Origin of the sequence: Vreelandella boliviensis LC1 (assembly GCF_000236035.1) — a bacterium.
Lineage (GTDB): Bacteria > Pseudomonadota > Gammaproteobacteria > Pseudomonadales > Halomonadaceae > Vreelandella > Vreelandella boliviensis.
The window spans coordinates 817,320-843,123 of the sequence record NZ_JH393257.1 but is presented as its reverse complement, the minus strand read 5'-3'; the positions used below and the strand labels follow the sequence as shown (position 1 = coordinate 843,123).

Genomic DNA, 25,804 nt, shown 5'->3' with positions numbered 1-25,804 from the left:
AGCTGCCTGGTCAGTGGGGCAGCTCGATCTCTGGCGCGACGCGCCGAAGCGCATCGTTAAAAACGGCCTTGATGCGTGCTAGCGCGGCCTCGTCTTTACCTTCAAAGCGCATGACTAGTGCTGGCGTGGTGTTGGAGGCGCGACACAGCCCCCAGCCATCCTGGTAGTCAACGCGGATACCGTCCAAAGTTGTTTTGATACCTTCGCCGAAGTCGCCCTCGCGAGCAAGCTTATCCACCAGAGAAAATTTGTTATCGTCGGTAACCGCAATATTAATTTCCGGTGTAGCAACGTCTTGGGGGAAGTTGGCAAAAAAAGTATCTGCGTCGTCGGCTTGGTTGGCGAGAATCTCCACCAGCCGAGCGGCGGCATAGAGGCCATCGTCGAAGCCATACCAACGCTCTTTGAAAAAAATGTGCCCGCTCATCTCTCCGCCAAGCTGAGCGCCTGTCTCCTGCATACGCGCCTTGATCATCGAGTGTCCGGTACGCCACATTTCCGGTTCGCCGCCGGCCTCGCTGATGACTTTGACCAAGTTGCCGGTGCACTTAATATCAAAAATAACCTTGGCCCCGGGCTGGCGCGCGAGCATATCGGTGGCAAACACCATCAGCAGGTGGTCGGGATAAATCAGTTTACCTGAAGGGGTGACAACGCCCAGGCGATCGCCATCACCATCGAAGGCAAGGCCAATGTCGGCGCCGGTTTCGCGCACTTTGCGGATCAGGTCCTGCACATTTTCCGGCTTGCCAGGATCAGGATGGTGATTGGGAAAATTACCGTCAATTTCCGCAAACAGCGGGAGAGTTTCAATACCTAATCGTGCCAGTAGCTGTGGGCCGAGTTCCCCGGCAACGCCATTGCCGCAGTCGACCACGGCTTTTATCGGTCGATTGATCTTAACGTCGCCTAAAATGCGCGTTAAATAGCGTTCACGAACATCCTGCTGGGTGATATTGCCATGACCACTTTCTAGGTTGCTGGCCAGGTTGCCGGACTGGATACGTTCGAAAAGGGCGGTAATCGCATCCCCAGACAGCGTTTCGCCGCTAAGCACTATTTTAAAGCCATTATAGTCAGGCGGGTTATGGCTACCGGTGACCATCACACCCGATTGGGTGCCATCCAGTATATGAGTGGCGAAGTAGAGCACCGGGGTGGGTACCATGCCGATGTCAATCACGTCGCGACCTGCAGCGTTTAGGCCCCGCATCAGCGCTGCTTGCAGCCGAGCACCTGAAAGACGACCGTCACGAGCAACTACCACGCTGGATTCGCCACGGGCGGCGGCTTCAGAGCCGACAGCACGCCCGATCATTTCGACCGTCTCTTCAGTGAGCGTGTCGTCAACGATACCGCGAATATCGTAGGCGCGAAAAATCGAAGCGGGTACAGACTTTGCGTTCATAGGGCTTCTCAGCTAAACAGACGTTTCCTTAAAAAGGCTTCCTAAGCAGGCGTGATTATTCGCTACTGACTGCCCGTACTGCCAAACCCGCCGCTGCCCCGGGAGGAGTCTTCAAAAGCGTCCACCAAGGAGAGCTCAGCTTGCACGACAGGCACAAGCACGTACTGGGCCAGTCGATCGAAAGGAGCTAGCGTAAACGTACTTTGACCACGGTTCCAGACCGAAATCATCAGTTCGCCCTGGTAATCAGAGTCGATTAAACCGACTAAATTGCCCAGCACGATGCCATGTTTATGCCCCAGACCGGAGCGAGGCAGGATCATGCCCGCCAAGCTTGGGTCTTCAATATAGATGGCAATGCCGGTGCGTACGAGCTGACAATCTCCGGGCGCTAGTATTAACGGCTCATCCAGCAGGGCGCGCAGATCCATTCCCGCCGAGCCAGCCGTCGCGTAGGCAGGGAGGTAGTCGTGCAAACGGTCATCTAATACTTTGCACTGTAGGCGGGGGCGGGCACTCATTGAGATTCTCCAGATGTTTTCGTAGGGGCTGTTGTGGGTAGTAGGGCGAGCGCCTGACGGATAATGGTGGTAGCCAGTTGGGTCTTCGGCTGCGCTGTTTCTGAGCGGCTCTCGACGCCTTTAGGGGTGCGCCAGAGTAACCAGGCGGCGTTCTGGTCGCTGCCAAAGCCCAGGCCGGCCTGGGAAACGTCGTTGGCGACAATCATATCCAGCCCTTTGCGCTGTAATTTATCCCGGGCGTAGCGCTCAACCTCTTGAGTTTCGGCGGCAAAGCCGACCACCAGCGGGCGCTGTTTAGCGGGCAGCGCCGCGACGCTGGCGATAATGTCGGGATTTTTAATCAGCGTCAGGGTGAGTGTGTCGCTATCGTCCTGTTTTTTGAGCTTATGCTCGGCAGGGGCTGCCGCGCGATAGTCAGCGACGGCCGCGCAGCCGATAAACAGCGACGCTAGGGGCGCTAGCCGCTGCGCTTGTGCGTGCATCTGCTCGGCTGACTCAACGTCAACCCGCGTTACACCCTGGGGTGTGGGTAGGTTAACTGGCCCGCTGATCAGCGTGACCTTGGCGCCTTGTGCTGCTGCCGCGGCGGCCAAGGCAAAACCCATTTTCCCCGAGCTGTGATTGGAGATATAGCGCACCGGGTCCAGCGGTTCCCGGGTAGGACCGGCGGTAATCACCACATGGGGGGCATTGCTGTGCGGCGCAGTGGTGAAAGGAGCTGTAAACATCGCTGTTACCGCGCTAAAGATATCTTCAGGCTCGCTCATGCGGCCTGGCCCTACATCACCGCAGGCTTGGTCGCCAGCGGCGGGGCCAATCAACTGCCAGCCGTCGTCCGCCAACTGCTGTACGTTGCGCTGGGTGGCGGGGTGGCGCCACATGGCCTGGTTCATCGCCGGGGCAATCAGTTTGGGGGTCTCTGAGGCCAAGCAGAGCGTAGTGAGCAGGTCATCGGCCATGCCGTGCACTAAACGAGCGATAAGGTCGGCGGTGGCCGGGGCGATCAGTACCACATCTGCCCAGCGGGCCAATTCAATATGGCCCATGCCCGCTTCGGCTTCGGGGTCGAGTAGGGAGGTGCGCACGGGTTCGCCGGAGAGCGCCTGCAGCGTGAGCGGGGTGATAAAGGCCTGGGCCCCGTCGGTCATCACCACGCGCACCTCGCATCCCGCCTGCTTGAGCAGGCGCACAATCAACGCGCTTTTGTAGGCAGCGATACCCGCACTGACGCCGAGTAGTATCCGTTTACCTGCGAGCGTCGAAGCGCTTGTCGGGTTAACAACAGAGGTCATGGTCAATGATCCATATCCACGTTCGTAAGGAGGTTTACCATACCACTGGCACCAACAATTTGGCATATTGGGTGCCAACAAGGTTAAGCTAGGTTTAATGAGGCTGGTTGTTGTAAAGCTAAGTGTAATGAGAGTGGTGTTGATCAACAAAGATGGGCAGCGTAGGTAAGGAGCGATGGGAATCAATCACTGGCCGGAAAGTGAGCGGCCCCGAGAAAAATTATTAAATATCGGCGCCCAGGCGCTCTCAGACGCTGAGTTGCTAGCGTTTTTTTTGCGCGTTGGCGTGCAGGGGCGTTCGGCGGTCGATTTAGCGCGTGATTTACTCAGCAGTTTCGGAGGTTTGCGCCAACTGCTAGAGGCCGATCAGGAAAGCTTCTGCACTGCCCGTGGGTTAGGTAGCGCCAAGTACGCTCAGCTCCAGGCGACGCTTGAGCTATCGCGGCGTCATTTAGCCAGCCAGTTGGCGCGAGGCAATGCGCTGACATCGCCTGCCTTGGTGCGCCACTACCTAAGTTCGCAGCTACGCCATTTAGGGCATGAAGAGTTTGCGGTGCTTTTTTTGGATACCCAGCACCGAATTATTCGCTATGAATCGCTGTTTCGCGGTACCCTGGATAGCGCATCTGTTTACCCCCGCGAAGTTGCCAAACGTGCGTTAGAACTTAGTGCTGGCGCTGTTATCCTGGCTCATAACCACCCTTCTGGTGTGGCAGAGCCAAGCGATGCTGATCGACGTATCACGGAACGTTTAAAAGAAGCGCTGGCACTTTTTGATGTGCGTGTGCTGGATCATTTCGTGGTGGGGGATGGAGAAGTGATCTCTTTTGCCGAGCGCGGCTGGCTATAAGCAACATCGATGATGCATGCTTGATACAGTGCTAAATAAGTTAAATGAGCAAAAAAGCGCCTTTTCAGGCTTTTTTGTGGGTTTTTCTTGCTGTCAGTCGGGTGCTCTGGTATAAAGTGCCTCCTTTAAACTTGGGTTGAATAACGGATTTGGATAAAGCTTGGCGGTTAACGGCGTCGACACCTTCCCTTCCGGTCCGCCCGACAGTTTTGAACACTCAGGTTATTATATCCTGGCCAAGCAGTTGGAGGCTCTAATGTCCAAAGTATGTCAGGTTACCGGCAAGCGTCCGGTAACTGGAAATAACGTTTCACACTCAATGCGTAAGACACGTCGTCGTTTCTTGCCAAACCTGCATACCCATCGTTTTTGGGTTGAGTCTGAAAACCGCTTCGTCAAGCTGCGCGTTTCCACTAAAGGAATGCGCATTATTGATAAAAACGGTATCGACGCAGTGTTGGTTGATATTCGTAAGCGCGGCGACGCTATCTAAGCCAGCTTTTTGGGCCAAGCGTTTCGGACCAAGCATTTTGGAAGGATTAAACCATGCGCGATAAAATCAAGTTGGTGTCTAGTGCCGGTACAGGTCACTTCTACACCACTGATAAGAACAAGCGGAACACCCCGGATAAATTCGAGTTTAAGAAATTCGACCCGGTCGTCCGTAAGCACGTTATCTACAAGGAAGCCAAGATCAAGTAATCGCTTTTGCGATGATGATCGGCTTCCACTGCAGGCGAGTGCCTGTTCAAAAACCCGGCCTCAAGCCGGGTTTTTGCATGCATGCCTGTTACCCGTGGCATGCTTTGCGAACTTACCTTCACTAGGCTGTCATTACAGGCCGTTACTGCCCCCAGATATGCTCAACTATGCCCGAACTGCCTGAAGTTGAAACCACCCGCCGCGGGATTGCTCCCTATATTGAAGGTCAGGAAGTGACCGAAGTGTTGGTGCGTCAGCCGCGGCTGCGCGTCCCCGTGCCCGACGACCTGGCCGAGCGGTTGGTGGGGGCGCGCATTGGGGTATTAAAGCGACGTGCTAAATACCTGCAGATTCCCCTTCAGTTTGCCGGTGCGCTAGAAGGCGACGCTAACGCGACGCTGCTATGGCATTTGGGCATGTCGGGAAGCCTGCGGATTGCCCAGGTGGGGGATCTGCCTAAAAAGCACGATCATGTCGATGTGGTCACTGCCAGCGGCTATATACTGCGCTATCACGACCCCCGTCGGTTTGGCTTTGTGGATTGGCAGGCCGAGGACGAGACGCAGGATAAGCGGCTTGCGCACTTGGGTCCCGAGCCGCTGTCTGATGCGTTTAACGGCAAATGGCTCTACACGCTTTCGCGCAACAAGCGCGTGGCGGTGAAGCCATTTCTGATGGACAACCAGGTGGTAGTGGGCGCTGGCAATATCTATGCGGCGGAAGCGCTGTTTATGGCCGGTATTGACCCGCGCCGCGCGGCAGGAAGGGTTTCCCGTGCGCGCTACGACGCCTTGGCCCTTGCTGTTAAAGAGGTGCTGGCGGCGGCCATTACCCAGGGCGGCACCACGCTGCGGGATTTTGTCAGCGGCCAGGGTGAGCCCGGCTACTTTGCCCAGCGTTTGAATGTTTACGGTCGCCACGGGCAGCCGTGTTTGCGTTGTGGCACGGAGCTGCGCCGCATTACGCTTGGCCAGCGCGCCAGCGTGTTCTGCCCCGGCTGTCAGCGCTGATGCTTGCCTATAAGTGTTAACGTTTTACTTAAGTTTTGCTTACGATTTTTGGAGATTGCTGTGACCCAACGCCTGCGCCTAAATAAAAATGCTGACCGCCGCCTGAAAGCGGGCCATCTCTGGATCTACTCCAATGAGGTAGATATTAAGGAGACGCCGCTGAAAAACTTTGCCGCAGGCGAAACCGCCCTGGTAGAGGCCTCCAATGGCAAAGTGATGGCCGTTGCGTATGTGAATCCCCATTCGTTGATTGCCGCACGGGTTATGTCTCGAGACCCCGAGATGCGCTTGGACCGTTCGCTGTTTGTGCACCGCTTTAATCAAGCGTTGGCACTGCGCGAGCGTCTTTATGCGCAGCCGTTCTATCGCTTGATCCACGGCGAAGGCGATTTGCTGCCAGGCTTGGTAATTGATCGTTTTGGCGATGTCCTCGTCGTGCAGCTCAATACCGCGGGTATGCAGGCGCTGGCTGATGAGATTGTCGACGCGCTGGAAAAAGTCATCAAGCCGGAAGTGATCGTTTTTCGTAACGATACCGGTGGACGTCGTCAGGAAGGTCTTGAGGCGCACGTTGATGTCATCAAAGGCACACTGCCTGACGAAGTGGTGCTTGAAGAGAACGGCGCTCGCTTTGTGGTGCCAGTGCTTAATGGTCAGAAAACAGGCTGGTTCTTTGATCATCGCGTTAATCGCGAATGGATCAATCGCCATGTGGAAGGTAAGCGCGTGCTGGACGTATTCAGCTACGTAGGCGGTTGGGGTGTGCAGGCGGCCGTTCATGGCGCCAAACAGGTGCTGTGTCTGGACTCTTCGGGCCCGGCGCTTGACCAAGTCGCCCGCAACGCCGAGCTGAACGGCGTGCAGGAAAGTGTAGCGGTGAGTGAGGGTGATGCGTTTGAAGCCCTTGCGGCGCTAAAGGCGGACGGTGAAGAGTTCGACGTGATCATTCTTGACCCGCCGGCGTTTATTAAAAAGCGCAAGGACATTCCCAACGGCGAGCGCGCCTATGCCCGCTTGAACCGCGAAGCTATGCGTTTGCTGGGTCGCGATGGCCTGTTAATGTCGGCCTCCTGCTCAATGCACTTAGCGCCCGAGCGTTTAATGGATGTCGTGCGTGGTGCGGTTCGCCACCAGGATCGTCACGGTCAGGTGATTTTCCAAGGTCACCAAGGGCCTGACCACCCGGTACATCCGGCGATTCCTGAAACGTCTTACCTGAAGGCGCTGGGTGTGCGGGTATTCCGCGACTAATCAAGCTTTCAGCCATCGGTGGAGGAGCCAACGCAATGGTATGGGCGCTACCCGAGCCTTTTGTTATCGATATCCGCGTCGCTGATGAGGCGATTGATGCTTATCAGCACGTTAACAACAGCGAGTATCTGCGCTGGGTTGAGCAGATTAGCTGGGCACACTCGGTCGCGCTAGGCCTTTCGCTTGGGCGTTATCAAGCGCTTGATCGCGCCATGGTGGTGCATCGCCACGAGCTGGATTACTTAGCACCGGCTTTTGCAGGCGACGAGCTACAGTTGGCCACCTGGATTGTCGATTGTGATGAGCGCTTCAGTTTGACTCGCCGCTTTCAGCTGGTGCGCGTCAAAGACGCTAAAACGCTATTGAACGCGCGCACGCGCTTTGCCTGCGTGGCGCTTTCAACGGGTCGTCCCAAGCGCCTGCCTGAGGAGTATCGGCGTATCTACGGCGGAGCAGTTATTGTGGAGTGACGTAGATCTAAGTGGATTTTTTCGTGTAGAACCGGTAATCGCTAGATTTTTCTCCTAAAAAACGCCTTAACCGGCGTTTTTTTTGTTTTTCGTTCCTGGGGTGGTGATCAACGTTAGCTGTGCTGTAATTTGCTTTACAAGACCACTGACCGTTAAAAGCACAGGAAAAACCAATGAAAATCGCCGTCCCCAAAGAGATTAAAAATCACGAATATCGCGTGGCCTTAACGCCTACCGGCGCACGAGAATTAACCGGGCGCGGTCATCAGGTGAGCGTCCAAGCCGGTGCTGGCGAAGGCGCAGGCTTTGCCGATGCTGATTTCCAAGCCGCCGGTGCCCAGATAGAGGCGGATGTGGACGCTTTGTGGCGCAACGCCGAGCTGATCCTCAAGGTGAAAGAGCCGCAGCCGGACGAAGTGGCGCGACTTACCCCGCAGCATACGCTGTTCACCTATCTGCACCTCGCTGCTGAAGAGCCGCTTACCCGCGGGCTAATGGAAAGCGGTGCCACCTGTATCGCCTATGAAACGATTACCGACGCCCGCGGAGGCTTGCCGCTACTTGCGCCGATGAGCACCGTAGCGGGGCGGATGGCGGTGCAAGCGGGTGCTCATAGCCTGGAGAAGGCCCAGGGCGGTGCGGGCGTGCTGCTGCCCGGCGTGCCCGGTGTGGCGCCGGGCAAGGTAACCGTGATTGGGGGTGGCGTGGTGGGCGAAAACGCTGCGCGCATGGCGCTGGGGCTGGGTGCTGAGGTCACCATTCTGGATAAGTCGTTAGCGCGGCTGGAAGTGCTGGACGACCGCTATCAGGGCCGCATAAAGACGGTGTATTCCACCGCCGACGCGCTGGAAACGGCCACGCGTGAGTCGGATATGATTATTGGCGCGGTGCTGGTGCCCGGTGCCGCTGCGCCAAAATTGATCACTCGCAGCATGCTGGCCGATATGAAGCCCGGCAGTGTACTGGTGGATGTGGCGATCGATCAGGGTGGCTGCTTTGAAACCAGTAAGCCCACCACCCATGCCGAGCCGACCTATATAGTCGATGGAGTGGTGCACTACTGCGTGGCTAATATGCCCGGCGCGGTAGCGCGCACGTCTACCCAGGGGCTGACCAATGCCACCTTGCCCTTTGTGCTCGCCCTGGCGGATAAAGGCTGGCAGCAGGCGCTACGCGACGACCCGCACTTCCTGCCGGGCCTTAACGTGTATGCGGGTCAAGTCACCTACCAAGCAGTAGCGGATGCCTTTGGGCTGGAAAGTAGTGATCCTGGGAGCGTTGTTGGAAGCTAAGCTTTTAGAAACTACCAGTTTTGGAACCCGTGGGTTTTGGAAGCCATGGGTTTTTGAAGTTATGGGTTTTTAAAGCTATGGGTTTTTAAAGCTATGAGTTTTTAAAACTAGTTGCTGGCGACTAATTAATTAGTCGCATTCAGGACTATCGTTAGTTCAGTAGTGGGGCGGGAGTTCATCCTCGGGGCGCTGGCCGCCCTGGGGTTCGCTTGCCTGGAGTGCTTGGTGCTGCTCGCGCAGGCGTTCGCGCATTAGCCCGCTGAGTTGCTCAAGTTTTTCCAGGCGCCGCTCCTGCTGGACCACTGCTTGATCCAGGGTGTCCAGCCAGTGCTCTTGATGGGCTAGTCGGCTCTCTAAAGATTCAAGACGTTGAGCTAGGTCAACAGGCGATAATTCTTGGGTCATGATATCATTGCAACCTTATGTAGTAGTATGCCAGTGCTATTGGGAATGGGCTTGATAGTGCCGGTATTGTCCTTCGTCTGTTACCCATACAACAAGAGAGCTTTTTTTTTCTATGAACCCAAAAGTTGTGTTTCGCTGTTTCTTAATCAGTGTATTACTTGCCGCCCCCACGCCACTTTTGCTGGCGGGGATTGTTCATTTAACCGATAGTGCCCTCGCCGAGCTGTTGATGGCCGAGCTGGCAATAAGTGGAGTTAGCGGTGTCTATATTGCCGTTGCTATAGGTAGTTTTATTGTTCTGTGTATTGGCACATTAGCGTCTACCGCTTTTGCGCCCTCGATTGTGGTGGCACGTTCCAAACCAACACCGCGCCAGTCCCAGGCAGCGGCTCCGTTGGACGATGATGAGGAAGAAGATATCATCGATCCTAACGATGGCCGTGAAGAAGGTGAAGTGAAGTGGTTCAATACCAACAAAGGCTACGGTTTTATTACCCGCGATAATGGTGAAGATGTGTTTGTACACTTCCGTGCCATTCGTGGTCGTGGCCCGCGTATGTTGGCAGAAGGCCAAATTGTGCGTTATCACGTGATTAAAAATGAGCGTGGTTTGCAGGCCGATGATGTCAGTATTATTGAGTGAGCCTTACGGCTAGCTAAATTGATAGTTGGATAGCAAACGACCCCGCCTTGGCGGGGTCGTTTACGTTTTAAGCACCCGATTAACGTCCTGAATCGGGCCACTCTATTGGCCCTTCTTTTCCGCCGGGCAACACTTGCCAAAAGCGGTCGGGATCATCACCGGGGTGCCAGCCGCCCAGTGAGCAGCGTACCTCGATTTGCAACGCTTCCGCGGCCTGCTGGGCACACTCTTGGTCGGTCATCCACGGCGTGTGGTTGCTATCAAACCATAGGCTGGCAAAGCCATCAGCGGCTTTGTCTACCAGCAATACCGGCACGCAATCACCCTGGTATTGGCCACGGGTTTTCCATTGGCCTTTACCCGCTGGGCTAAGTGGCGGTGCTATTAACGCGCTTTTTAGCCACTCATTGAGCGCATCAAGCGAAACGCTGGCTAGGTAAATCTCTATATCGGGGTAGCGCTCCATCATAGGTTTACCTCGCCGGAGGTGAGCAGCGCCTGCAGCGTCGCTTCGTAGATCCGGCTTAAGTCGTCCAGGTCGCTGGCGCGAACGCGCTCATTGACCTTGTGGATGGTGTCGTTGAGCGGACCTAGCTCAACCACTTGAGTGCCAAGGGTGGCGATAAAGCGGCCATCCGAGGTGCCGCCACTGGTGGAGAGTGCCGGGCGCTGGCCGGTCACCGCTTCAACGCCTTTAATGGCGGCGTCAACCAGCGCGCCTTCCGTGGTTAAAAAGGGCTCACCGTTGAGCGTCCAGTCTACCTGATACTCCAATCCATGCTGGTCGAGAATGGTTTCCGTGCGCGCTTTGAGCTCTTCATGGGTCACCTCGGTGGAGAAGCGAAAGTTAAACACTACTTCGACATCGCCAGGGATCACGTTGGTGGCGCCGGTACCGGCCCGTAGGTTGGAAATCTGAAAGCTGGTGGCGGGGAAGAAGTCGTTACCCGCGTCCCAGTGCTCGTTGACTAACGCATCCAGCGCTGGCATTGCCTGGTGGATGGGGTTGCGGGCTAAATGCGGATAGGCCACGTGGCCTTGCACGCCTTTAATGTGCAGGGTAGCCCCCAGCGAGCCGCGGCGACCGTTTTTGATCGCATCACCCAGGCGCGTGGTCGAGGATGGCTCGCCGACAATACAGTAGTCGAGGCGCTCGTTACGCTCACGCAGGTGCTCCACCACCGCGCGAGTGCCGTCCACGGCCGGGCCCTCTTCATCAGAGGTGATCAGAAAAGCAATACGGCCATCGTAGTTTGGGTTATTGGCCACAAAGCGTTCTACGGCGGTCAGCATTGAAGCCAGACTGCCTTTCATATCCGCCGCACCGCGTCCGCACAGCATGCCCTCGTCATCAATGCAGGGCTCAAACGGTGGGTACTGCCAGTTGTTAGAGGGGCCGCTGGGTACCACGTCGGTGTGACCGGCAAAGGCCACCACCGGGCCGTGATGACCGCGAACAGCCCAGAAATTCTTTACGTCGCCAAACGGTAGCCGCTCAATATGAAAACCGAGCGCTGCTAGGCGCTCAATCATGAGTTCCTGGCAGCCTTCGTCGTCCGGCGTTACCGAGGCCCGGCTGAGCAGCTCAAAGGCAAGCGTGAGCGTCGGCGACAATCCTTCAGGCTCAGTTATGGGCATGCAGCGCCTCGTTCAGGGCGATAGCACTTTTATTGGTCAAGCACTCAATGCGGCCATTCTGGGAGTTGCGGCGCCAAAGCTGGTCGTCTTGTCCGGCCAGCTCACGGGCGGCAACGGTATTCACTTCCTGGCCCTGATCATCCAGTAAGGTCACTTTGGAACCAGCGGTAATATACAGTCCTGCTTCTACCGTGCAGCGGTCGCCGAGCGGAATGCCAATGCCCGCATTAGCACCGATCAAGCAGCCTTCCCCGACCTTAATGACGATATTGCCACCACCTGAGAGGGTGCCCATAGTTGAACAGCCGCCGCCCAAGTCGGAGCCTTTGCCGACCATTACGCCCGCTGAGATGCGGCCTTCAATCATGCCGGGGCCTTCGGCACCCGCATTGAAGTTGACGAAGCCTTCGTGCATCACGGTCGTGCCTTCGCCCAAGTAAGCACCCAGGCGAACGCGGGCGGTGTCGGCAATGCGAATACCGGTGGGCACTACATAGTCGGTCATTTTGGGGAATTTATCGACACAGTCGACGGACAGCGCACGACCCGCCATACGCGCCTTCAAACGGCGTGTAGGTAACTCTTCAATGTCGATGGCGCCTTCGTTGGTCCAGGCAATATTGCGCAGCAGGCCAAACATGCCGGTGAGATCAAGACCGTGAGGTTTGACCAAGCGGTGCGACAGCAGGTGCAGTTTTAAATACACCTCTGGCGCGGTTTGTGGTGCTTCATCGCTCTCTAGGAACATCGCGACCAGCGGGCGCTGGCTGGCAGAGAGCGCTTCGGCAAGCTCTGCTTGGTCAGGGTGCCCGGCGGCTTCTAACGCTTTAGCCAGACGTGTGCAGTCTTCAGGCAAAAAGCTGATGGCGGCATTGCCTTGGGGGGCGTCCAGAGCCTGTTTAGCAGCTTCCACTAGGCTGGCTGGTGGGTTAAGCAGCGGTGCCGGGTAGTAGATCTCCAGCCAGTTGCCCTGAGTGTTTTGGGTGCCAATTCCAAGCGCAAAGCTCAGCATAAGGGAGTGTCCTGTTGTGATGGAAAGTGAGTGTTAAAAAGTGATTGATAGAGACAAGAGCCTGTCTGCTTAGCCGCTTAGCTTGTCGTAATCGCCGTCGCGGTAGCCGACTAAGATAGTTGAGTCGTCTACTTCCAGCAGTGGCCGCTTCAGCAGCGTAGGGTGTTTCATGAGTAGCTGGCGGGCCGAGTTGGCGTCGTAATCCTTTTCGTCATCAGAAAGTTCGCGCCAGGTTTTGCTGCGTTTGTTAATGACGTCCACCAGCGGTACGCGATGTAAAATATGCTCCAACAGCGCAGCGGAGAGACCCTCTTTGCGTAGGTCGTGGGTTTTATACAGCAGCGCTTTCTCATCCAACGCTTTGCGCGCTTTGCGGCAGGTATCGCAGTTATCGATGATATACAGCGTCAGCATAGGGCCTCCCTGAAAGGTTAAATCTCGCGGTTAGCCGCGCTCTATAAGATGGCGAATGCGCTGGGCGGCTTCAAGGGTGGGCGCTAGCTCTGCCACCAGTGCGAGGCGCAAACGCCCTGCGCCGGGGTTAGCGCCATTTTCACCCGTGCGGCCCATTAGGCTGCCCGGCAGTACGCTAACGTGCTGCTCGGCAAACAGGCGCTGCGTGAAGGTGATGTCGTCGCCACCGGGCACCGCAGGCCATAGGTAAAAGCTAGCCTGGGGCGTGGGGAAATCCATGACCGGGGCAAGCACCTCGGTGACCGCGCTAAATTTTTCGCGGTAGGCGTCGCGGTTGGCGCGCACGTGCTGCTCATCCTGCCAAGCGGCGATGGAGGCGTGCTGCAGCGGCAGCGACATGGCACAGCCGTGGTAGGTGCGGTAGCGCTTAAACGGTGTGAGCAGTGACGCATCCCCTGCGACAAAGCCCGAGCGCAGACCAGGCAGGTTGGAGCGCTTGGAAAGCGAGTGAAACACCACGCAGCGTCGGTAGTCATCGCGACCCAGCTCGGCGCAGGCTTGCAGTAGCCCCGGCGGTGGGGCTGCTTCGTCGAGGTAGAGCTCCGAGTAGCACTCGTCTGAGGCGATAATAAAGTCGTGTTCGTCGGCCAGCGCAATCAGCTGCTTAAACTCTTCAAGGGGCGTGACCGCACCGGTAGGGTTACCCGGTGAGCAGATAAATACGATTTGCACATCGCGCCACGTAGCGGCGGGCACGGCGCTGAAGTCGGACCGAAAATTATTCTCAGCGGTACAGTCTAAATAGAGCGGCTCGCCGCCAGCTAGCAGCGTCGCGCCTTCGTAAATTTGATAAAACGGATTGGGTGCCGCGACTTTCGCTGGGCGTGTGCGATCCAGTGCTGCCTGGACAAAGGCAAAAATGGCTTCCCGAGTGCCGTTAACGGGCACCACGTGCCGTTCGCTGTCGAGTTCGCGCAGTTGAAAGCGTTGGCTTGCCCAGTTGGCGATGGCTTGGCGCAGCGCTGGCAGGCCGTTGGTCGCAGGATAACGGGCCATTTCCAGCTGGTGCGTTACCAGCGCTTCCAGTGCCGCGGGGTAGGGCGCGTGCTGGGGTTCGCCAATGGTCAGCGGGATATGCGCCAGGTTAGCCGGGGGCGTTAGGTCGGCTTTCAGCGCGGCCAGCTTTTCAAACGGGTAGGGATGCAGGGCGTCGAGGTCGGCGTTCATGATGTGTCCGTTGATGGCTGGCGGCGTAAACCGTCGATTATAGGCAAGCCCCGGTGTAGGCTCAAACCTAACCGGGGCTGTGAATGGGCTTAAACCCCCAGCACTTCAATCAGACGTTCGCGCAGCTGCTGCTGGCGCTCGGGATCGGTAAGTGGTTCGCCTGCCTTGGTGGTGATGAAAAAGACGTCTTCTACCCGCTCGCCGAGGGTGGCGATTTTTGCCGCGGAAAGCGAGATGTCCTGTTCCATAAAGATACGTCCTACGCGGGCCAACAGGCCGGGGCGGTCGGGAGCCGTTAGCTCCAGCAGCGTGCGCTCATTGGCCGGATCCTGTTCAATAAGCACCTCAGTGGGCACCTTGAAATGCTTCAGCTGGCGCGGCGTGTGGCGGGTGACGATATCTGGGTAGTCGTCGGGGTCATCAAGCTCTTCTACCAGATGCTGACGCATCTCTTCGATGTGACCCGGGTCACGTATGGGTTGGCCATGGCTGTCGAGCACAATAAAGGTGTTTAGCGTCCAATCGTTGTGGGAGGTAGCAATGCGCGCATCGTGAATTGAGAGCCCCAGCTGCTCCATGGCAGCGGCGGTAGCAGCGAAGAGGTCATCCACCGAACGGGTGTGGATAAATACCTTGGTGCCGCCTTCGGACATGTCAGCAGTCGGCGCGCTGATCAGTACTAGCGGCAGCGGCGACTGGTTGTGATTCAGAATACCCTGGGTCTGCCATACGATTTCGCTGGGCGCGTACTGCAGAAAGTAGTCTTCCCCTAGCGATTCCCAAAGATGATCAATTTGCTCACGATTAACGCCGATGGTTTGCAGCAGAGAGCGTGCTTCGGTACGCGTTTCGCGTACCCAGTCGTCGCGGTCAGGTGGATTATTCAGGCCGCGGCGCAGGGCGCGCTTGGTCTCGGCGTGCAGTTGGCGCAGCAGCGACGCCCGCCAGCCATTCCACAGCGTGGGGTTGGTGGCATTGATGTCGGCCACGGTGAGCACGTAAAGGTAGTCCAGGCGCGTTTCGTTACGCACCACCAAGGCAAAATCACGAATCACATCGGGGTCGCTGATGTCGCGCTTTTGAGCGGTCATCGACATCAATAAATGGTGCTCAACCAGCCAACTCACCAGATTGATATCGTGGGGCGAGACGTGGTGTCGCTGGCAGAACTGTTCAACGTCCCGAGCGCCGATTTCCGAGTGGTCGCCGCCGCGGCCCTTGCCGACATCGTGAAACAGTCCGGCAATCCACAGCAGGTCGAGCTTGGGTAGCTGCTGCATCAGTGCCACCGCCACCGGGAAGTCACCCTTCGCTTCCGGTTTGCGGAAATTGTGCAGAAATTTAAGCAGCAGCAGGGTGTGGGCATCGACGGTATAAATATGAAACAGGTCGTGCTGCATCAAGCCTACGGCACGGCCAAATTCGGGCAGGTATTTGCCCAGAATGCCGTAGCGGTTCATACGACGCAGCTGGCGAGGCACGTTGCCGGGGGCGCGCATAATGGCCATGAATAGCCGCTGGTGACGCGGGTCTTCCCGGTAGTGGTCGTCAATCTGGTGGCGATGATCACGAATTAGTCGGATGGTATCTGCACGTACCCCTTCGATTTCAGGGTGCTTGGCCATCAACAGAAATAACTCCAGCATCGCTGCGGGCCGCTCGCGGAAAAGGCTGCGCGAACGCACCTGGATATAACCGCCTTTGGTCTCAAAGCGTTCATTGAGCTTGACGGTGGTGAGTGCTTCTTTGCCGCGCAGAATGACTTCGTCAAAGTGCTGCAGCAGCATATCGTTGAGACCTGCGAGCGCGGTGACATGCCGGTAGTAGCGCTTCATAAACTGCTCAACCGCCAGACGTTCGGGCGTATCGCGAAAGCCAAACATTTCAGCGATGGTGCGCTGGTGGTCAAACAACAGGCGGTCTTCGGCGCGGTCGGTGAGCATATGCAGGGCATAGCGCACTTGCCAAAGGAATGCCTGACCCTGGCTTAGAATGCGCAGCTCGGCATCATTCATAAAGCCGTTGGCGACAATGTCGGTGTAATGCTCGGTGCCGAAATGGCGCTTGGCCACCCAGCCAATCATCTGGATATCGCGTAGCCCGCCGGGGGAGCTTTTGAGGTTCGGCTCTAAGTGGTACTCGGAGTTATTGTAGCGGTAGTGGCGGGAGATCTGCTCCTGCCACTTGGCTTCAAAGAAGCGGTCAGCGGGCCAAATCTGCTCGGCGCTGAGACGCTCGCGCATGGCTTTGCGTAGGCTTTCTGGCCCCGCAATCAGGCGAGATTCGAGCAGGTTGGTAATGACCGTGACATCCGCTTCCGCTTCCCGCTCGCAGTCGCTGAGCGAGCGTACGCTATGGCCAATTTCCAGGCCAATATCCCACAAGAAGGTGATAAAGGCGGTCAGCGGTTCGCGGTAGGCGGTGTCGTCGTCGTGCTCGAGTAGCAATAACAGGTCGATATCTGAGTGGGGGTGCAGCTCGCCACGGCCATAACCACCCACGGCCACCAGCGCGATGCCGTCATCGGGCCACTCGTGCTGTGCCCAGGCTATCGCCAGCAGCTGGTCCAGGTACCAGGCGCGACCGCGCACTAAGTCACGAATATCCGCCCCGGCGCGAAACTTTTCGTCAAGGCGTGCTTGAAGTTCGCGCAGGGCGGTCTTGAACGGAGCGACCGGGGAGCGCGAACCGGCAAGCTCAGTGCGAAATGCGTCCAGGTCGTAAAGCGTGGTGTCCGGTTCAAACCGGTGGTGGTGTAATAGCATCAGTTATTCAAAAAACTGAAGTCTTCATCGCTGCGCGCGGTCAACACCTCAACGCCTTCGTCAGTCACTAGCAGCGTGTGCTCCCACTGCGCAGAGAGGCTGCGATCTTTAGTCACGGCGGTCCAGCCATCGCGCAGCACCTTGGTTTTATAGCCGCCGACGTTAATCATCGGTTCAATGGTAAAGCACATCCCGGCGGCGAGTGTGATGTCGGCATCCGGTGCGTAGCCGTCGTAGTGCAAAAACTGCGGCTCTTCGTGAAACTCGGCGCCGATGCCATGACCGCAGAAGTCGCGTACCACTGAGTAGCCGTGCTCTTCGGCGTGTTTTTGAATCACCCTAGCCAGTTCAGACAGGCGCACGCCGGGCTTGACCAGCTCAATGCTTTTATACAGGCACTCCTGGGTGATGCGGCACAGCCGTTCGCCCTGGATCGTTTCACCGACCACGAACATCACGCTGGAGTCGCCGTGGTAACCGGCGTGGGTCTTAACGGTGATATCTAAATTCATGATATCGCCTTTTTTGAGCTTCTTGGCGTCGTCGGGGATGCCGTGGCAAACCACATGGTTCAGCGAGGTGCAGGTCGCTTTGGGAAAACCATGGTAGTTCAGTGGTGCAGGGGCCGAGCCCAGCTCGTTAACAATATACTCATGACAAAGACGGTCGATTTCCCCCGTGCTAATGCCCGCCTGGATATGGGGGGTGATCATTTCAATGACGCTAGCCGCTTGGCGCCCGGCTTCGCGCATGTGTTCGATTTCAGAAGGCGTCTTAATAGGAACGTTCATGAATGCTCGATATAAATGCAGAATGGAAAATTGAATGGCGCAATTTAAGACCGTCAAACGGGGTGCGACTTCATCTTGGCAATGATCTATGGTATAAAGCCGCGCGCTTTCCTGCAATCGTGATTCCGAGCTTCTTAGCTTGTAAGGACGCAGTAGGGCAGGGCGATGAATCCGCAGCGTGCTCAGTTTACGGGCGCGATGCTTACTAAATCATTAAAAACATCAAGCCTTAAAAACACACATGCACCGGCACATGGTCCCGGGTGCCGCTGGCAGCGTCTAACGTGGTCAACGGTCGGATCCATGGGGTGCGTGGAGGCCTAACCCGAGTTTTAGGAGTTCTACCATGTCTCACGTTAATATGCGTGACCTGCTTAAAGCAGGCGCTCACTTCGGTCACCAGACCAAGTACTGGAACCCGAAGATGAGCAAATTTATCTTCGGCGCGCGCAACAAGATTCACATCATCAACCTTGAACACACCCTTCCGGCGCTGAACGAAGCGATCGATGTGGTCGAGAAGATGGCGGCATCCAACAACAAAATTTTGTTTGTTGGCACCAAGCGCAGCGCTAGCAAGGTAATTAAAGAAGAAGCTAACCGTGCGGGTCAGCACTTCGTCAACCATCGCTGGTTGGGCGGCATGTTGACTAACTTCAAGACCATCCGTCAGTCGATTAAGCGTCTGCGCGATCTTGAAGCTATGCGTGAAGACGGCACCTTTGAGAAGCTGACCAAGAAAGAAGTTTTGGTAGCGACTCGCGAGCAGGAAAAGCTTGAGCGCTCTATCGGCGGTATCAAGAACATGGGCGGCCTACCGGACGCGCTGTTCGTGATCGACGTTGACCACGAGCGCATCGCGATCAACGAAGCCAACAAGCTGGGCATCCCGGTTATCGGCGTGGTGGATACTAACTCCAACCCCGATGGCGTTGATTACGTAATCCCTGGCAACGATGACTCTATCCGCGCTATCCAGATCTACGTAAAAGCGATTGCGGATGCGTGTGGTCGTGCCAAAGAAGGCAACGCTCAAGAGTTCGTTGAAGTGACCGAAGAGGCCGCTGCAGCTGAAGACAACACTGCCGCCGAGTAATCGCAGCAGTGGGTGCGGTGAGCAGGTGTGCCGCATCATGACAAAGGGGGCTATGCCCCCTTTTTCCCGCTAAAGATTAACTGTCTGAGCGGACGAATTTGCCGGCACTCAGTACCGGTCCCGCAATACAGAGAGACATAGGGCAGCGTGATACATGATGGTCATTTATCATGCCTATACTCTGTGTTGCGTCTAACTCTCATAGAACCATTTCAGAGGTGAATTCTCATGGCAGCTATCAGCGCCTCTCAGGTCAAGGAACTTCGCGAACGTACCGGTCTCGGCATGATGGAGTGTAAAAAAGCACTCACCGAAACCGACGGTGATATCGAAGTTGCCATTGAAAACCTGCGCAAAAGCTCCGGCCTAAAAGCGGCGAAGAAAGCCGATCGTATCGCCGCAGAAGGTGTAGTGGTAACGCGTGTAGCGGAAGATGGTAGCTACGGCGTAATGGTTGAAATCAACTCCGAGACCGACTTTGTTGCCCGTGATGACAACTTCATCGCGTTTGCCGACAAAATCGCCGCGGCTTTCTTTACAGCAAAAAGTGAAGATGTCTCCGCCGTTATGGCTGGCGAGCTGGAAACTGCCCGCGAGCAGTTAGTCCAGAAAATCGGTGAGAATATCGGTGTGCGTCGTGCCATCGTAGTTAACGCTGCTGACGGTGGTCTAGTAGGCGAATACGTCCACGGTGGCCGCATTGGCGTTCTGACCGTGCTGACGGGCGGTACTTCGCAAGTTGCAAAAGACGTTGCGATGCACGTGGCGGCGATCAACCCTGCGGTTGCGCATCCTGCCGATATGCCCCAAGAGCAGCTGGATCAGGAAAAAGCCATTATTCTGGCGCAGCCGGATATGGCCGGTAAGCCGGAGCAAATCGCTGAGAAAATGGTTCAGGGCCGCTTGAAAAAGTACCTGGCAGAAAACAGCCTGACCGAGCAGCCGTTTGTTAAAGATCCCAACCAAACGGTCGCTGAGTTCGTCAAGGTTGCAGGCGGCGAAGTGGTTGGCTTTACGCGCTTTGAAGTTGGTGAAGGTATCGAGAAAGAAGAAGTCGACTTCGCTAAAGAAGTTATGGAACAGGCTGGCCGTCGCTGAGGTCAGAGGTTTCAGAAAGAAGATGGCGTGCGCGTGAGCGCACGCCTTCGCGTATCCGGCCCCTGTATAATCAATGTTAGTATAACCGGCCCTTATAAAGCTGGTTTTATACACTGGTTTTACACCAAGGGGCTGCCCCGCCTGCCTGTTTACAGGTTTGCCTCAGGAGAGATGCCATGTCGCGTGATGTTCAAGAGCCTACCCCCCATGTAGCACCCAGCAAAGCTGAGGGCTCGAAGTCAAAATACAAACGTATTTTGCTCAAGCTTTCTGGCGAAGCGCTGATGGGTGAGCACGATTTTGGTATTGATCCTAAAGTGCTTGACCGCATGGCATTGGAAATTGGCCAGCTAGTCGGCATTGGGGTGCAGGTGGGTATCGTGATTGGCGGTGGTAACTTGTTCCGCGGCGCTGCCCTCAATGAAGCCGGCATGGATCGCGTCACCGGTGACCATATGGGCATGCTGGCTACCGTGATGAATGCACTGGCGATGCGCGACGCTCTAGAGCGTTCCAATATCCGCTCGCGCGTGATGTCGGCTATCCCGATGAGTGGCGTGGTAGAGCACTACGACCGGCGTACCGCCATTCGCTATTTAACCTCAGGGGACGTAGTGCTGTTCTCTGCAGGCACTGGTAACCCCTTCTTCACCACCGATTCTGCTGCCTGTTTACGCGGTATTGAGGTGGACGCCGACGTTGTGATCAAAGCGACCAAAGTCGATGGCGTCTACAATAAAGACCCGGTAAAACATCCAGATGCGGTGAAGTACGACCAGCTCTCTTACGACGACGCCCTGGATCAAAAATTGGGCGTTATGGATTTGACCGCTATCTGCCTGGTACGTGACCATAATATGCCGGTGCGGGTATTTGATATGAATAAGCCTGGTGCCCTACTGAATATGGTTGTAGGGGGCAAGGAAGGCACGCTGATATACAGAGGGTAATGACGTGATCAACGATATTAAGAAAGATGCCGATTCGCGCATGAAAAAAAGCGTTGAGGCGCTGCATAGCAACTTCAATAAAATTCGTACCGGTCGTGCTCACCCGAGCATTCTAGACGCTGTGACCGTGGACTATTACGGCAGCCAGGTACCGCTTAGCCAAGTGGCATCGGTAAACGTTGAGGACGCCCGCACGCTGACGATTGCGCCTTGGGAGCAGGGTATGGTGCAGAAAATCGAAAAGGCCATCATGACCTCTGATCTGGGGCTTAACCCGGCCAGTGCAGGCAACGTGATCCGTGTGCCGATGCCGATGCTTACCGAAGAGACCCGCAAAGGCTACATCAAGCAGGCGCGTAGCGAAGCTGAAAACGCCCGCGTGGCTGTACGCAACGTCCGTCGCGATGCTAACGGTGATTTCAAATCGTTGTTAAAAGATAAAGACATCACCGAAGACGATCAGCGTGAAGGCGAAGACGCGATTCAAAAGCTGACCGACAAGTATATTGCTGAGGTCGATAAAGCGCTGACTGCAAAAGAGCAGGATCTCATGCAGGTATAAACCTGTGCTTTATTCAGCCGCGGGCAGCTTAGGCTGCCCGTTTTGCCACACTCTGGCTGGTTTTTTTATGACTGAACTTTGGTGCGAGAACCCATGACGTCTCCGCAGCTTCCTGAACAACAGCCGGACGACGCCTGTGCGCCTTCTCTGGCCGGGGAGGCCCCGCCGTCTCACGTTGCCATCATTATGGATGGCAATAACCGCTGGGCGCGCGCGCGCGGGCTTTCGGGGGTGCGTGGGCACCGGGCTGGGGTGGAAACCGTCCGTGCGGTGATTCAGCGGGCCGCCGAGCGCGAGGTGCAAACGCTCAGCCTGTTCGCCTTCTCCAGCGAAAACTGGAAACGCCCAGCCGCAGAGGTCAACGCGTTAATGGAGCTGTTTTTGATGGCGCTGAAGCGTGAAGTCAAAAAGCTCAATGAACGAAATGTACGTCTCTCGATTATTGGCGAGCAGCGCGGGTTTTCCCATGCCATCCAAAAGCATATTCAGCGTGCTGAAGCGTTAACGGCAGACAATACCGGCATGCACCTGGTGATTGCTGCCAACTACGGTGGACAATGGGATATCGCACGCGCGGCGCGCACTCTAGCTGAGCAAGTGGCGGCTGGCGACTTGGCACCGTCGGATATTGACGAAGTTTGCTTTGATCAAGCGATGGGAGTTGATAATGTACCGCCGGTAGATCTATGTATTCGCACCAGTGGTGAGCAGCGGCTATCCAACTTTATGCTTTGGCAGTTAGCTTATGCCGAGCTGCACTTTTCCCCACTTCTATGGCCCGATTTCGGTGCGGATGCGTTTGACGCGGCATTAAACGACTTCTGTCAGCGCCGTCGTCGCTTTGGCATGACGGACGAACAAATAGAGGCGCAGGGTGCTTAAACAGCGGATTATCACCGCAGCCTGGCTAGCACCCCTGGTGCTGGCTGGTCTGTTTGGTTTAGACGGCGGCGCTTTTGCGCTTTTTACGGCGCTGATAGTGCTACTCGCCACCTGGGAGTGGGCCAATCTGGCGGGCGTTACCCGTGCGGCGCAACGTGCCCAGCTCGTGACCGTGATGGCGGTATTGATGGTGGCCATATGGCTGATCGGGGCTGCCACATCGATATGGCCGCTTTGGCTCTCCGCTGTCGGTTGGCTGGTGAATCTCTACTGGGTAACCCGCTACCCTGCGGCGGGTGAACAGTGGCAGGCCACCGTGCGGCGCCTGGCGATGGGCCTGTGGGTGCTATTGCCCTGCTGGGTGGGCTTTAACGTTCTGCGTGATACTGGTATGGCCTGGCTGCTGTTTGTGTTGCTGCTGGTCTGGTGCGCGGATATCGGCGCCTACTTTGTGGGGCGACAATGGGGTAAGCGCAAACTGGCTCCCCACGTGAGTCCTGGCAAATCATGGGAGGGCGTGTTCGGCGGCTTAGCGGCGACCGCTATCCTGGCCGTCCTCTTTGCGCTTTGGGTGCCGCTGGGTCTAGTCGGTGGCATTACCCTGATGCTCATCACCGCCGTGGTCACCTTGGCCTCAGTGTTAGGGGATCTGCTGGAAAGCATGCTCAAACGGCATCGTAATATCAAAGATTCGAGCCAGTTGCTTCCCGGCCACGGCGGGGTGCTGGATCGCATTGATAGCCTTACGGCTGCGATTCCGCTGTTTGCGCTACTCTATGTCGAAGTACTTGTTGAGGTATTTGCGCAGGTGCAGCCGCTATGAACCAACTCGCGAATCAACGGGCTAATCCAGCGTCTATGCAGCGCGTGACGGTACTGGGGTCGACAGGCTCTGTCGGCACTAGCACGCTGGATGTTATTGGTCGCCATCCCGACCGCTATTGCGTCCATGCGTTGACTGCGCACACCTCGAAAGAGGCCTTGTTGGCGCAGTGCTTAGCGCACCGGCCTGCGGTTGCGGTGCTTGATGATGAAGCCGACGCCGCTTGGCTACGCCAAGCGCTTAAGCGGGCTGGCCAGTCAACCGAAGTGAACGCAGGTCCGCAGGCGCTGTGTGATGTTGCGCGAGACGCGAGCGTCGACTGCGTTATGGCAGCCATTGTAGGGGCTGCGGGCTTGCTGCCTGCGCTAGCCGCTGCTGAAGCAGGCAAGCGCGTGTTATTGGCCAATAAAGAGGCGCTGGTGATGAGCGGCGCGCTGTTTATGGAGGCTGTTTCCCGTTCGGGGGCGACATTATTGCCGATTGATTCCGAACATAATGCCATTTACCAGTGTCTACCTGCGGAGCATCGCGGCGGACTTGCCAAACACGGCGTCCGTCAGCTGCTGCTAACGGCCTCTGGTGGGCCGTTTCGTACCTGGAGCCAGGCTGATATCAACAATGTCACTCCCGAGCAGGCCTGTGCTCACCCCAACTGGTCGATGGGGCGTAAAATATCGGTGGATAGCGCCACGCTGATGAATAAAGGGCTTGAGCTTATTGAAGCCTGCTGGCTGTTTGATGCCACGCCCGAACAAATCCAGGTGGTGGTGCACCCGCAAAGCGTGATTCACTCCATGGCGGCGTATTATGATGGCTCGGTGATTGCACAGTTAGGTAATCCTGATATGCGCATCCCCATCGCCTACGGGTTAGCGTGGCCTGAGCGTATTGACGCCGGGGTCGAAACACTGGATCTTTTTCAGGTGGCACGCCTTGATTTTGAAGCGCCCGATGAGGCCCGCTTCCCCTGTTTAGGGCTTGCCCGTGAAGCGATGCGGCATGGCGGCATGGCCCCTGTTGTGCTTAACGCAGCCAATGAAGTCGCCGTAGAAGCCTTTCTGCAGCGTCGGCTTGGTTTTACGGCGATTGGGCAACTGGTGGCTGACGTTCTATCGCGCCCCTGTCAAGGTCGTGTTGATAGCCTGGAAAGCGTATTAGCAACCGATCAGTGGGCGCGACAGCAGGCGCTGGAACTGGTAACAAGTTGGTCCGCTTAAGCATTCGCTAGGCTGGTCGTTAGAGCGGGGCATTAAGGAGTTCAGTGTGGGCCTAATACAGAATATCTTAGCGGTCATCGTGGTGTTGGGCCTGTTAGTAACGTTCCACGAGTTTGGCCATTTTTGGGTGGCGAGGCGCTGTGGGGTCAAAGTACTACGTTTTTCGGTGGGCTTTGGTAAGCCGCTATGGTCGCGGGTTGACCGCCACGGCACCGAGTTTGCGATAGCTGCTATTCCACTGGGTGGCTATGTCAAAATGCTCGATGAGCGTGAGGCGCCGGTGCCGGAGGAGCAGCTCGACCAGGCGTTTAACCGCAAGACCGTGTGGCAGCGCATTGCGATTGTAGCAGCGGGACCTATCGCCAACTTTTTGCTGGCGATCGTGGCCTACTGGGCGCTGTTTGTGGCGGGTACCACGGTGGTGTCGCCAATGGTAGGCAGCGTTATGCCTGACTCTCCGGCCGCCGAGGCCGGGCTTGCCAATGGCGATGAAATTGTCGCCATTCAGGGCGATGAGATGCGCTCTTGGGAAGATGTTAATCTAAAGCTGGTGTCGATTATTGGTTTCAGCGGTGAGTTGGATATCGACGCCCGCCCCGAAGGTGCGAGCGCCCCCCAGCGCTTTGGGTTATCAGTGACTGATTATTTGGTTCGCCAAGATCCGCCTCAGCCGCTGCAATCGCTGGGTATTACCCCATGGCAGCCGGAATTTCCGGCTGTATTAGGCCAGGTAGTGGGCGGAGAGGCCGCCGAACAAGCAGGCTTGGTAGCGGGCGATCGGATGGTGGCGATTAATGGCGAACCAGTGGATGATTGGATGCACTTCGTTAACATGGTGCGAAGTAGTCCTGGTGAAACGCTGTTGCTCACCTATGAGCGTAACGGAGAGCAGTCGAGTGTTGATTTAACCCCTGGGCGTAACCGCTTGGAAACCGGCGTTGAGATCGGCTATATCGGCGCTGGTGCAGAACAAATTGAATGGCCGGAAGAGTTTCAGCGTGAAATTCGCTATGGCCCAATCGAAGCGGTAGGCCAAGCTGTTTCGCGCACTGGAGCGATGACGCTCCTAACCTTAGATGCCATACGCAAAATGTTTGTGGGGCTTATCTCGCCTTCCAATTTGTCTGGGCCGATCACCATTGCGCAGGTCTCTGGTGATTCAGCCCGTGCTGGAATGGAAGCGTTTATTGGTTTTCTAGCGTATCTTTCTATCAGCCTTGGGGTGCTTAACTTACTACCCATCCCAGTGCTCGATGGTGGCCACTTGCTCTATTATTTTATGGAGGTTGTGCGTGGACGACCAGTATCTGAAAAAACCCAAGCTGTAGGGTTGCGCATTGGGCTTGCCATGGTCGGTACCCTGATGTTCATGGCCCTCTATTTTGATCTGATGCGCCTGTGGTAATGACGCGTGTAGCGCGCAGGATGCCTTGTCATCTGCCTGCACAAATGTATATGGTGCCTTTCTGGAATGATAGGCAGACC

27 protein-coding genes are annotated in these 25,804 nt (G+C 56.4%); 16 read left to right on the top strand and 11 right to left on the bottom strand.

Features of this window, described 5'->3' with window-relative positions:
* Positions 1-10: 10 nt before the first annotated feature.
* The 3 genes from KUC_RS03605 to coaBC form a co-directional block, all read right to left on the bottom strand.
* A complete protein-coding gene (locus tag KUC_RS03605; protein WP_007111739.1) occupies positions 11-1,408 on the bottom strand; it encodes a phosphomannomutase/phosphoglucomutase in 1,398 nt (465 codons plus the stop codon).
* 62 nt (positions 1,409-1,470) lie between these two features.
* Positions 1,471-1,929, bottom strand: coding sequence for a dUTP diphosphatase (gene dut / locus KUC_RS03600; RefSeq protein WP_007111738.1), 459 nt, complete (start codon positions 1,927-1,929; stop codon positions 1,471-1,473).
* A complete protein-coding gene (gene coaBC, locus KUC_RS03595) occupies positions 1,926-3,221 on the bottom strand; it encodes a bifunctional phosphopantothenoylcysteine decarboxylase/phosphopantothenate--cysteine ligase CoaBC (RefSeq protein ID WP_007111737.1) in 1,296 nt (431 codons plus the stop codon). The genes dut and coaBC overlap by 4 nt, the downstream gene beginning before the upstream one ends.
* A 175-nt stretch (positions 3,222-3,396) precedes the next feature.
* On the opposite strand from coaBC, the gene radC reads away from it, so the two are divergent.
* The 7 genes from radC (at position 3,397) to ald (ending at position 8,796) form a co-directional block, all read left to right on the top strand.
* Positions 3,397-4,071 (top strand): RadC family protein, encoded by a 675-nt coding sequence (gene radC, locus KUC_RS03590; RefSeq protein WP_007111736.1) that lies wholly within the window; start codon positions 3,397-3,399, stop codon positions 4,069-4,071.
* A 256-nt stretch (positions 4,072-4,327) separates the two neighbouring features.
* On the top strand, positions 4,328-4,564 hold the full coding sequence (gene rpmB / locus KUC_RS03585) for a 50S ribosomal protein L28 (protein ID WP_008959893.1): 237 nt from the start codon (positions 4,328-4,330) through the stop codon (positions 4,562-4,564).
* 53 nt (positions 4,565-4,617) lie between these two features.
* A complete protein-coding gene (gene rpmG, locus KUC_RS03580; protein ID WP_007111734.1) occupies positions 4,618-4,773 on the top strand; it encodes a 50S ribosomal protein L33 in 156 nt (51 codons plus the stop codon).
* Positions 4,774-4,940: 167 nt separating this feature from the next.
* On the top strand, positions 4,941-5,783 hold the full coding sequence (gene mutM, locus KUC_RS03575) for a bifunctional DNA-formamidopyrimidine glycosylase/DNA-(apurinic or apyrimidinic site) lyase (RefSeq protein WP_007111733.1): 843 nt from the start codon (positions 4,941-4,943) through the stop codon (positions 5,781-5,783).
* Between the two features lie 60 nt (positions 5,784-5,843).
* The gene (locus KUC_RS03570; protein WP_007111732.1) at positions 5,844-7,034 is read left to right on the top strand and encodes a class I SAM-dependent rRNA methyltransferase; all 1,191 of its coding nucleotides are present in this window, start codon (positions 5,844-5,846) and stop codon (positions 7,032-7,034) included.
* Between the two features lie 35 nt (positions 7,035-7,069).
* Complete coding sequence (locus KUC_RS03565) at positions 7,070-7,504, top strand: acyl-CoA thioesterase (protein ID WP_007111731.1); 435 nt, start codon at positions 7,070-7,072, stop codon at positions 7,502-7,504.
* A 173-nt stretch (positions 7,505-7,677) separates the two neighbouring features.
* Positions 7,678-8,796: an alanine dehydrogenase gene (ald, locus tag KUC_RS03560; protein WP_007111730.1), complete on the top strand. Its 1,119-nt coding sequence runs from the start codon at positions 7,678-7,680 to the stop codon at positions 8,794-8,796.
* A 156-nt stretch (positions 8,797-8,952) separates the two neighbouring features.
* On the opposite strand, the gene KUC_RS03555 is transcribed toward ald, so the two are convergent.
* Positions 8,953-9,201 (bottom strand): SlyX family protein, encoded by a 249-nt coding sequence (locus tag KUC_RS03555; RefSeq protein ID WP_007111729.1) that lies wholly within the window; start codon positions 9,199-9,201, stop codon positions 8,953-8,955.
* Positions 9,202-9,313: 112 nt separating this feature from the next.
* Between KUC_RS03555 and KUC_RS20200 the strand changes: the two genes are divergently transcribed.
* A complete protein-coding gene (locus KUC_RS20200; RefSeq protein ID WP_007111728.1) occupies positions 9,314-9,844 on the top strand; it encodes a cold-shock protein in 531 nt (176 codons plus the stop codon).
* Positions 9,845-9,923: 79 nt separating this feature from the next.
* Here KUC_RS20200 and KUC_RS03545 read toward each other — a convergent pair whose 3' ends face one another.
* The 7 genes from KUC_RS03545 to map form a co-directional block, all read right to left on the bottom strand.
* Positions 9,924-10,313 (bottom strand): hypothetical protein, encoded by a 390-nt coding sequence (locus tag KUC_RS03545; RefSeq protein ID WP_007111727.1) that lies wholly within the window; start codon positions 10,311-10,313, stop codon positions 9,924-9,926.
* A complete protein-coding gene (gene dapE, locus KUC_RS03540; RefSeq protein WP_040479432.1) occupies positions 10,310-11,482 on the bottom strand; it encodes a succinyl-diaminopimelate desuccinylase in 1,173 nt (390 codons plus the stop codon). The genes KUC_RS03545 and dapE overlap by 4 nt, the downstream gene beginning before the upstream one ends.
* The gene (gene dapD / locus KUC_RS03535; protein ID WP_007111725.1) at positions 11,469-12,494 is read right to left on the bottom strand and encodes a 2,3,4,5-tetrahydropyridine-2,6-dicarboxylate N-succinyltransferase; all 1,026 of its coding nucleotides are present in this window, start codon (positions 12,492-12,494) and stop codon (positions 11,469-11,471) included. Before dapD ends, dapE begins: the two co-directional genes overlap by 14 nt.
* Before the next feature lie 69 nt (positions 12,495-12,563).
* Positions 12,564-12,908 carry a Spx/MgsR family RNA polymerase-binding regulatory protein gene (locus KUC_RS03530; RefSeq protein ID WP_007111724.1) on the bottom strand — a complete coding sequence of 115 codons (345 nt, stop codon included), beginning with the start codon at positions 12,906-12,908 and terminating at the stop codon, positions 12,564-12,566.
* Between the two features lie 30 nt (positions 12,909-12,938).
* Positions 12,939-14,135, bottom strand: a complete 1,197-nt coding sequence (gene dapC, locus KUC_RS03525) for a succinyldiaminopimelate transaminase (RefSeq protein ID WP_007111723.1) — start codon at positions 14,133-14,135, stop codon at positions 12,939-12,941.
* Between the two features lie 89 nt (positions 14,136-14,224).
* Positions 14,225-16,900, bottom strand: a complete 2,676-nt coding sequence (locus tag KUC_RS03520; protein ID WP_007111722.1) for a [protein-PII] uridylyltransferase — start codon at positions 16,898-16,900, stop codon at positions 14,225-14,227.
* Positions 16,900-17,691 (bottom strand): type I methionyl aminopeptidase, encoded by a 792-nt coding sequence (gene map / locus KUC_RS03515; RefSeq protein ID WP_007111721.1) that lies wholly within the window; start codon positions 17,689-17,691, stop codon positions 16,900-16,902. Before map ends, KUC_RS03520 begins: the two co-directional genes overlap by 1 nt.
* Before the next feature lie 346 nt (positions 17,692-18,037).
* Between map and rpsB the strand changes: the two genes are divergently transcribed.
* The 8 genes from rpsB to rseP all read left to right on the top strand — a co-directional run bounded on the left by rpsB (position 18,038) and on the right by rseP (position 25,724).
* Positions 18,038-18,787 carry a 30S ribosomal protein S2 gene (rpsB, locus tag KUC_RS03505; RefSeq protein ID WP_007111720.1) on the top strand — a complete coding sequence of 250 codons (750 nt, stop codon included), beginning with the start codon at positions 18,038-18,040 and terminating at the stop codon, positions 18,785-18,787.
* Between the two features lie 228 nt (positions 18,788-19,015).
* Positions 19,016-19,885 (top strand): translation elongation factor Ts, encoded by an 870-nt coding sequence (gene tsf, locus KUC_RS03500; protein ID WP_007111719.1) that lies wholly within the window; start codon positions 19,016-19,018, stop codon positions 19,883-19,885.
* Positions 19,886-20,061: 176 nt separating this feature from the next.
* On the top strand, positions 20,062-20,835 hold the full coding sequence (gene pyrH, locus KUC_RS03495) for a UMP kinase (RefSeq protein WP_007111718.1): 774 nt from the start codon (positions 20,062-20,064) through the stop codon (positions 20,833-20,835).
* Positions 20,836-20,839: 4 nt separating this feature from the next.
* On the top strand, positions 20,840-21,397 hold the full coding sequence (frr, locus tag KUC_RS03490) for a ribosome recycling factor (protein WP_007111717.1): 558 nt from the start codon (positions 20,840-20,842) through the stop codon (positions 21,395-21,397).
* 93 nt (positions 21,398-21,490) lie between these two features.
* Positions 21,491-22,279, top strand: a complete 789-nt coding sequence (gene uppS / locus KUC_RS03485; protein WP_040479426.1) for a polyprenyl diphosphate synthase — start codon at positions 21,491-21,493, stop codon at positions 22,277-22,279.
* Positions 22,272-23,102, top strand: coding sequence for a phosphatidate cytidylyltransferase (locus KUC_RS03480; protein WP_007111715.1), 831 nt, complete (start codon positions 22,272-22,274; stop codon positions 23,100-23,102). The genes uppS and KUC_RS03480 overlap by 8 nt, the downstream gene beginning before the upstream one ends.
* Positions 23,099-24,319, top strand: a complete 1,221-nt coding sequence (gene ispC / locus KUC_RS03475; protein ID WP_050804805.1) for a 1-deoxy-D-xylulose-5-phosphate reductoisomerase — start codon at positions 23,099-23,101, stop codon at positions 24,317-24,319. The genes KUC_RS03480 and ispC overlap by 4 nt, the downstream gene beginning before the upstream one ends.
* 46 nt (positions 24,320-24,365) lie before the next feature.
* Positions 24,366-25,724 carry an RIP metalloprotease RseP gene (rseP, locus tag KUC_RS03470; protein WP_007111713.1) on the top strand — a complete coding sequence of 453 codons (1,359 nt, stop codon included), beginning with the start codon at positions 24,366-24,368 and terminating at the stop codon, positions 25,722-25,724.
* Positions 25,725-25,804 lie beyond the last annotated feature (80 nt).

Bases quoted from the DNA above. Each gene is read 5' to 3' on its own strand.
- KUC_RS03605 (WP_007111739.1), bottom strand. From the start codon at position 1,408: ATGAACGCAAAGTCTGTACCCGCTTCGATTTTTCGCGCCTACGATATT.
- dut (WP_007111738.1), bottom strand. From the start codon at position 1,929: ATGAGTGCCCGCCCCCGCCTACAGTGCAAAGTATTAGATGACCGTTTG.
- coaBC (WP_007111737.1), bottom strand. From the start codon at position 3,221: ATGACCTCTGTTGTTAACCCGACAAGCGCTTCGACGCTCGCAGGTAAA.
- radC (WP_007111736.1), top strand. From the start codon at position 3,397: ATGGGAATCAATCACTGGCCGGAAAGTGAGCGGCCCCGAGAAAAATTA.
- rpmB (WP_008959893.1), top strand. From the start codon at position 4,328: ATGTCCAAAGTATGTCAGGTTACCGGCAAGCGTCCGGTAACTGGAAAT.
- rpmG (WP_007111734.1), top strand. From the start codon at position 4,618: ATGCGCGATAAAATCAAGTTGGTGTCTAGTGCCGGTACAGGTCACTTC.
- mutM (WP_007111733.1), top strand. From the start codon at position 4,941: ATGCCCGAACTGCCTGAAGTTGAAACCACCCGCCGCGGGATTGCTCCC.
- KUC_RS03565 (WP_007111731.1), top strand. From the start codon at position 7,070: ATGGTATGGGCGCTACCCGAGCCTTTTGTTATCGATATCCGCGTCGCT.
- ald (WP_007111730.1), top strand. From the start codon at position 7,678: ATGAAAATCGCCGTCCCCAAAGAGATTAAAAATCACGAATATCGCGTG.
- KUC_RS03555 (WP_007111729.1), bottom strand. From the start codon at position 9,201: ATGACCCAAGAATTATCGCCTGTTGACCTAGCTCAACGTCTTGAATCT.
- KUC_RS20200 (WP_007111728.1), top strand. From the start codon at position 9,314: ATGAACCCAAAAGTTGTGTTTCGCTGTTTCTTAATCAGTGTATTACTT.
- KUC_RS03545 (WP_007111727.1), bottom strand. From the start codon at position 10,313: ATGATGGAGCGCTACCCCGATATAGAGATTTACCTAGCCAGCGTTTCG.
- dapE (WP_040479432.1), bottom strand. From the start codon at position 11,482: ATGCCCATAACTGAGCCTGAAGGATTGTCGCCGACGCTCACGCTTGCC.
- dapD (WP_007111725.1), bottom strand. From the start codon at position 12,494: ATGCTGAGCTTTGCGCTTGGAATTGGCACCCAAAACACTCAGGGCAAC.
- KUC_RS03530 (WP_007111724.1), bottom strand. From the start codon at position 12,908: ATGCTGACGCTGTATATCATCGATAACTGCGATACCTGCCGCAAAGCG.
- dapC (WP_007111723.1), bottom strand. From the start codon at position 14,135: ATGAACGCCGACCTCGACGCCCTGCATCCCTACCCGTTTGAAAAGCTG.
- KUC_RS03520 (WP_007111722.1), bottom strand. From the start codon at position 16,900: ATGCTATTACACCACCACCGGTTTGAACCGGACACCACGCTTTACGAC.
- map (WP_007111721.1), bottom strand. From the start codon at position 17,691: ATGAACGTTCCTATTAAGACGCCTTCTGAAATCGAACACATGCGCGAA.
- rpsB (WP_007111720.1), top strand. From the start codon at position 18,038: ATGTCTCACGTTAATATGCGTGACCTGCTTAAAGCAGGCGCTCACTTC.
- tsf (WP_007111719.1), top strand. From the start codon at position 19,016: ATGGCAGCTATCAGCGCCTCTCAGGTCAAGGAACTTCGCGAACGTACC.
- pyrH (WP_007111718.1), top strand. From the start codon at position 20,062: ATGTCGCGTGATGTTCAAGAGCCTACCCCCCATGTAGCACCCAGCAAA.
- uppS (WP_040479426.1), top strand. From the start codon at position 21,491: ATGACGTCTCCGCAGCTTCCTGAACAACAGCCGGACGACGCCTGTGCG.
- ispC (WP_050804805.1), top strand. From the start codon at position 23,099: ATGAACCAACTCGCGAATCAACGGGCTAATCCAGCGTCTATGCAGCGC.